The following is a 4,531-nucleotide window of genomic DNA, read 5'->3' as shown; positions in this document are numbered from 1 at the left end:
CTCCTGCATGTAGGCGGGGAAGAAGTCGTTGACCACCATCGGCGTGTCACACCCGGTCGGGTGCACGGTGTTGACGCGGATGCTGTGCTCTGCCAGGCCTGCGGCGTAGGCGCGGGCCAGACCGACGACGCCGGACTTCGCCGCGACGTAGCTGTCGAAACCGCCGGACAGGTCGGTGTACATCGGCCGCAGGCCCGACACCGAGCTGATGATCACGATCGACCCACCGCGCCCGCCGTCAATGAGCACCGGGGCGGTGATTTGCAGGGTGTTCCACGTTCCTGTCAGCAGGACGTCGATGCCGTCGCGCCACTCCTGCCGGTTCATTGGGTGCGGGGCGAGGCTTTGGGTCATGACGCCGGCATTCGCGACGACGACGTCCAGACGGCCGAGGTCGGCCACGGCCTCGGTCACCGCCGTGTGGAACGCGTCGTAGTCCCGGACGTCGACCTGGCGCGCGATGATGCGTCGTCCGGTCTTCTCGACGAGCCGAACGGTCTCGGCGAGATCCTCGGGGGTGGACATCGGATAGTGGACGGTGTCGAGTTGACGACAGATGTCGACCGCGATGATGTCAGCGCCCTCCTCGGCGAGCAGTTCCGCGTGCGCCCGGCCCTGTCCCCGCGCCGCCCCCGTAATCAGCGCAACCTTGCCATCCAACGCGCCCATGAATCCTCCTCATATCTATCTATGATGTCTTAGTAAAACATGGCCTGGCCATGAACGGAAGGCTCTGGTGCTCCCGCGGGTTCTGGGCCGCGCCGGGGCTTCGCCGAGACCCGCGATCGAGTGGATCGACCGCTCCGTGGCCGGTCACCGCGATGGTCGTTCCCTCGAACGTTTGACTCATGAACTTTCCCTTTTCCTTGCCCCCAGGGCCGCTGTCACCCGGACAGCCCACGAATTCTGCGGCTTCGTCGGGCGCACCGACACGACGGCGCCGTGTCACCGGGCTACGTTCGGCGCCGCGGCCAACACGGTCGGTCGGCACCACGGTCGCGCGCGGGTTCAGCCGTGGTCGGGGGCGATGTTCTGGTTGTAGCGCAGCAGGTTCTTGGGGTCGTATTCGTTCTTCAGTGCGACCAGGCGCCGATAGCTGGCGCCGTAGGAACGGGCCACGGTCTCGGATGTCTCTCCGGTGGACAAGAAGTTGGAATAGACCCCGGCGGTGTAATTTTCGATCTTCGACCACAGGTCGCGGGTCCACGCGACGTTCTTGTGGTCGTCGTTGGGGTCACGCCACATGGAGGTTCCCAGAAAGCTGAACGCCGCGCCCCGGTTGGGAAACGCCGCGCTGGATTCGGGGATACGGCTGATCGCTCCGCCCATTTGCTCGATGGCCAGGACAGTGCGCGAGGAGGGAACGCTGGCGAAGTGCGCGCCGAATTCGGCGATCAGCTCGTCGCTCAGCTCGTTGAAGAACCCCGACTTCCAGTAGTTGCGCTGACCACTCTTGAACGTGCCGTCGAACATGCAGTGGAAGTCCCGGTAGGACATCTCCTTCTGCGTCACGTCGAGCGGGGCACCGAAGTCGACGACGGAGGCAATGGCCTTTCGGCCCGTCTCGGGGTCGCCGAACCAGGCGGCGAACACCGTCACGCACGGCCCGGTTTCGGGGATGGTGAGCAGGTTGACGGCGATGATCAGATCGTCCTCGGCGTCGCGGGTCTGTTGGCGGTAGTGGGCGATGACGTCGCCGAGCGCCTCCAGGGGGTAGGTGGCCACGCCGACGCCGACCGGGGTGGTGTGGGGGTGCAGGGCGAAGTCGAAGGCGGTAACGACCCCGAAGTTGCCTGCACCGCCGCGCAGTCCCCACAGCAGTTCGGGGTTGTGGTCCTCGTCGGCGCGGACGAGGTGGCCTCCGGGGGTGATGACGTCGGCGCCGATCAGGCTGTCGCAGGTGAAGCCGTACTTGCGCATCAGCCAGCCGATGCCCCCGCCGAGGGTCAGTCCCGCGACCCCGGTGGAGGAGATGTTGCCGCCGGTGGTGGTGAGCCCGAACGCTTGTGTCTCCCGGTCGAATTCGCCCCAGTTCACGCCCGGCTGGACGCGCACGGTGTGCGCGTGCGGGTCGACGTGCACGCCCTTCATCTTCGAGACGTCCAGCACCAGGCCGCCGTCGTTGAGTGCATTGCCGGCGACGTTGTGCCCTCCGGCGCGGATGGCGAAGGGTACGTTCTGGGTATCGGCCCAGCGCAGCACCTCGGCGACGTCGCCGGGCCCCAGGCATTCGATGATCACCCCGGGAGATTTGCTGATCATGGCGTTGTAGATGGTGCAGACGTCTTCGTACTCCGAGGTGCCGGGGTCGAGCACGCGGCCGCGCAGACTGCGGGTCAGCCCGGCCGGCAGGGCGTCGGCGGTGACGGCGGGGAGGCCGGGGTCGAGGTCGGTGCTCATGGCGATGTCCTTCGAGTGTTTTGTGGGGGGTGAATCATCGGTGGGTGACGACGAGGGGCAGTACTTCGGGTCCGTGCAGCATCCCGGCGGGTGCGGTCAGCACCGGTGGGGCGGACAGTTCCAGGCCGGCGAACCGTTCGGCGAGAACGCTTAGGGCGGCTTCCATTTCGGTTCGGGCGAGCGCCGCGCCCAGGCAATGGTGGGTTCCCCAGCCGAAGGGCAGGTCGAAGCGCTGGGTTCGGTCGAGGCGGAATTCGTCGGGATGCTCGAATCGGGCCGGGTCGTGGCTGGCGGTGAGCAAGTTCAGGATGATGCGGCGCCCGGGTTCGACCCGCACACCGTGCACGTCGAACGGTTCGCGGGGAATGCGGACCACGAATCGGGTCACCGGGCGGATGCGCAGGGCTTCCTCGACCGCGGCCGGTACCAGCGCCGGATCCGCGTGCAGCAGCGGCCAGGTGTCGCTGTCGATGAGTTCCAGCACCGCGGAGGCGAGTTGGTATCGGGTGGTGTCCTGTCCGGCGAAGATCAGGTTCACCAGGCTCCAGGCCAGTTCCCGATCAGTCAGGGCGCCCTCGGTGGCCTGCACCGCGATCAACGAGCTGATGACGTCGTCGTCGGGCCGGCGCCGGCGGGCCGCCGCCAGGTCGCCGACATAGTCGGCCAGCCGCTGCAGGGCAGCGTCGATCCGCTCGAAGTGCGGCGCCAAGGGGACCGCGGCCAGCAGATGCAATTCGGTGGCCGCACCGGTGAAGATCCCGATGTCCTCGGGCGGGATGCCGAGCAGTCCACACAGGACCTGCATGGGGAACGGGCTGCTGAACTGTGCCACGAACTCACACTGGGGGCCGTTCCACGCATCGATGAGGGCCGCCGCGGTGTGGTGCATCGCCGAACGGCGCTCGGTGACGTGGCGGACGCGGAATCCGGCGCTGAGCACCCGACGGATCCGGCGGTGCGTGTCGCCGCGCATCGCCACCAGCAGGCCCTCGTCGGCGAACTCGAGCAGCGACGCCGGGCCGCCCATCTGGCGGTACGCACTGGCGTCCTGGGAGTCCAGGCGCGGATCCGAGATCAGTGTCGCGACCGTGGCGTAGTCCAATATCTCCACGCCGCGGCGCGTCCGGCAGATCTGCCCGCCGCCCGCGCCCGCCCAAAGAGTGCCCACGGCGTCGCGGTCAAAGTCGGCGTCGAGCACGTCGACGAACGGCAGATCCGCTTCGCGACGCATCGAGACGTCGTTCTTCATGGGCCACCCCTTTCGGCTTCATCTGTATCATAGTTATATATCACAAGGCATACGGTGGATCGTCGTCGTTCGCGTAGGTCACGAGTCCGTAGCCGTAGAACTCCGCCGCGTTGGCCGGGGAGACCGCCCGGGTGCTGGTGCGCTCCAGAGTGATGCGCAGTGCATCGATACGGCGCTGCGAGGCGGCCAGTTCCTCGGCCACCTGCGCCACCTCGGCCGGGTCTGGGCCTGGGTGGCGGCTGCTCAACTCGGCGTGATGGGACTCCTCGGCAGCCACTTCGTCGGCCAGGCGCGCGCGGGCCTCGTTATAGGTCAGCAGGTCCAGATCGTCATCTGTCTCGTCACGGGCGGGCTCGTCGGTTCCGAAGTCATTCGCGCTGTGAGTCATTGGGTCCTCGTTCTCGTCGTATCGGTTCAGGCGGCCCGGGCGGTTGCGCCGAGGCCCGACGCCCACTATCCTAGCTCTCATATCTTACTAAGATATATCTGAGTGGGAAAGGTCCGATCCGGGCACCGGTACACGAGATGGCGAGGAGCAACGATGCCTCTTCAGGACTACATGCAGATCCTGTCGGTCGACGATCACCTGATCGAACCTCCGCGGGTCTTCATGGACCGGCTTCCGCGCCAGCACCTCGAGATGGGCCCGCGCATCATCGAGGACGAGAAGGGCCACCACGTGTGGACCTTCGAGGGACGGCGGTACCCGCAGATCGGTCTCAATGCGGTCGCGGGAAAGGATGCCAAGGATTACGGCACCGAGCCGGTGCGCTACGAGGACATGATCCCCGGATGCTACGACGCCGCCGAGCGTGCCAGGGACATGGATCTCGATGGGGTGCGCGCGGCGATGTGCTATCCCTCATTTCCCGGCTTCGCCGG

At 66.7% G+C, this 4,531-nt stretch carries 4 protein-coding genes and 1 pseudogene; 1 reads left to right on the top strand and 4 read right to left on the bottom strand.

The genetic code is table 11. The annotated features are described in order from the left end of the window. The 4 genes from VNW74_RS08545 to VNW74_RS08530 form a co-directional block, all read right to left on the bottom strand. Window positions 1-669 (bottom strand): mycofactocin-coupled SDR family oxidoreductase (locus tag VNW74_RS08545; RefSeq protein ID WP_325676172.1); only part of this gene is annotated, 669 nt, incomplete at its 3' end. Between the two features lie 339 nt (window positions 670-1,008). Further along, entirely contained in the window at window positions 1,009-2,400 is a 1,392-nt protein-coding gene (locus VNW74_RS08540) for an FAD-binding oxidoreductase (RefSeq protein WP_325676171.1), read from the bottom strand. Between the two features lie 34 nt (window positions 2,401-2,434). Continuing rightward, window positions 2,435-3,649 carry a cytochrome P450 gene (locus VNW74_RS08535; RefSeq protein ID WP_325676170.1) on the bottom strand — a complete coding sequence of 405 codons (1,215 nt, stop codon included), beginning with the start codon at window positions 3,647-3,649 and terminating at the stop codon, window positions 2,435-2,437. Window positions 3,650-3,689: 40 nt separating this feature from the next. Continuing rightward, window positions 3,690-4,037, bottom strand: coding sequence for a hypothetical protein (locus VNW74_RS08530; protein WP_325676169.1), 348 nt, complete (start codon window positions 4,035-4,037; stop codon window positions 3,690-3,692). A gap of 153 nt (window positions 4,038-4,190) precedes the next feature. Between VNW74_RS08530 and VNW74_RS08525 the strand changes: the two are divergent. Further along, a pseudogene (locus VNW74_RS08525) lies at window positions 4,191-4,531 on the top strand (amidohydrolase); the annotation flags it as partial.

This window comes from Mycobacterium sp., from assembly GCF_035570115.1.
Lineage (GTDB): Bacteria > Actinomycetota > Actinomycetes > Mycobacteriales > Mycobacteriaceae > Mycobacterium.
Note: the sequence above shows the minus strand (reverse complement) of the source record. Positions and strands in the feature narration are given on the sequence as shown.

What these genes read in the sequence shown, in the direction of transcription:
- VNW74_RS08540 (WP_325676171.1), bottom strand. Translation starts at nt 2,400, where the DNA reads ATGAGCACCGACCTCGACCCCGGCCTCCCCGCCGTCACCGCCGACGCC.
- VNW74_RS08535 (WP_325676170.1), bottom strand. Translation starts at nt 3,649, where the DNA reads ATGAAGAACGACGTCTCGATGCGTCGCGAAGCGGATCTGCCGTTCGTC.
- VNW74_RS08530 (WP_325676169.1), bottom strand. Translation starts at nt 4,037, where the DNA reads ATGACTCACAGCGCGAATGACTTCGGAACCGACGAGCCCGCCCGTGAC.